General features: G+C 63.8%; 3 protein-coding genes. All 3 read right to left on the minus strand.

The genetic code is table 11. The features are described 5' to 3' along the window. On the minus strand, positions 1 to 374 hold a 374-nt coding region (locus tag WBQ44_RS14725; RefSeq protein ID WP_495567417.1), incomplete at its 3' end, for an ABC transporter permease family protein. Further along, complete coding sequence (locus tag WBQ44_RS14730) at positions 371 to 1,369, minus strand: carbohydrate ABC transporter permease (RefSeq protein WP_406033601.1); 999 nt, start codon at positions 1,367 to 1,369, stop codon at positions 371 to 373. The genes WBQ44_RS14725 and WBQ44_RS14730, both read right to left, overlap by 4 nt. Beyond that, positions 1,366 to 1,603 (minus strand): hypothetical protein (locus tag WBQ44_RS14735; RefSeq protein ID WP_495567418.1); only part of this gene is annotated, 238 nt, incomplete at its 5' end. The genes WBQ44_RS14735 and WBQ44_RS14730, both read right to left, overlap by 4 nt.

The raw sequence follows: 1,603 nt of genomic DNA on the forward strand, positions 1-1,603 counted from the left end.
AACGCCACCTGCAGCGGGACGACCAGCAACCCGACGATCAGCATGAACAGCACGTTGCGCCCCGGGAACCGCATGAACGTGAACGCGTACGCGGCGAACGCAGCGATCATGATCGGCAGCACCGTCGCGGGGACGGAGACGACGATCGAGTTCACGAAGGCGTTCGCCATCCCGCTCTCGAGGACCTGCGTGTAGCTGTCGAGGGTCCACTGGGAGAACGGGTCGGTGATGACCGTCCACCAGCCCGACGACTTCACGTCGGCCTCGTCGCGGAACGACGAGATCAGCAGACCCAGCGTCGGGATGAACCAGAGGACGCACAGCAGGACGATGCCCACACGAACAGCAACGCTGCCGAGAGTGAAGCTCCTCATCGACCGGCCTCCTGCTTCTTGAACTGGCGCATCTGGTAGATCATCACCGGGATCACGGCGATCATCAGGACCACGACTACCGCGGCCGCGCGTCCGGCGTCACCGAACTCGAAGAGCTCCACGAAGAAGGTGTTGGCCAGCACCGAGGTGCCCGCGCCGCCCCCAGTCATCACGTAGACGATGTCGAAGACCTTCAGGACCAGGATGAGGACGGTCACGAAGACCACGATCACCGTCGGCCAGATCTGCGGTACGACGACCTTGAAGAAGATCTGGATCTCGCTGGCCCCGTCGATGCGCGCCGCCTCCACGGTGTCCTCGGGGACGCCCTTGATCGCCGAGGAGAGCAGCACCATCGCGAACCCCGCCTGCAACCAGATCATGATGACGATCAGGAGCAGGTCGTTGAGGTTGTAGTCGGAGATCCGCAGCCAGGCGACCGGCTCGAACCCGAGACTCGTCGAGATCGCCGAGAGGAGCCCGATCTGCTTGTCGCCCTGCGCGAACCTGGTCGCGTAGACGAAGCCCCAGATCGTGCTCGCCCCGACGAAGCTGATCGCCATCGGCATGAAGATGACCGACTTCGCGACCCGCTCCGGGAACGCCTTGAGCTGGTCTGCCAGCACCGCCACGAGCAGGCCGACGATGACGCTCCCTGCCGGGACGATGAGGATCCAGAGCAGGTTGTTGACCAACGTGCCGATGAACTCATCGTCCCGGAAGAGCGAGGTGTAGTTCCCGAACCCGACCCAGTTGATGCTGTTTTCATCGGCGAAGCTGTAGATCACGGTCATCACGGCCGGGTAGACCAGGAAGACGGTCACCACCAAGATGGCCGGGCCGATGAAGACGTACGGCTTGACCCGCCGTTCCCACTTGCCCGGCAGGAGGCCTGAGAGGAAGTTGAGGACCCAGTAGAGAGCAGCGGTGCCACCGACTCCCAGGACGATCGCTACCAGGCCGTTGAGGATCTTCAGATACGGATCATCGGTCATCCTCGCCAGCTCTCCTCGATCGCGTCGGCAGCCTCCTGAGCGCTCTTCTCACCTCCGACGTAGGCGTTCATCTCGCTCCAGAACGTGCCGGCGCCGACCTGCGCGGGCATCAGGTCCGAACCGTCGAAGCGGAACGTGTCGGCGTCCTGCAGCAGGGTCGCGATCTCACCGAACATCGGGTCGGCGTACTGCGAGTTGTCGAACTCCGTGCTCGGCGAGAGCCAGCCGCCGGCC

Source organism: Rhodococcus sp. (in: high G+C Gram-positive bacteria) (assembly GCF_049591685.1).
GTDB lineage: Bacteria > Actinomycetota > Actinomycetes > Mycobacteriales > Mycobacteriaceae > Rhodococcoides.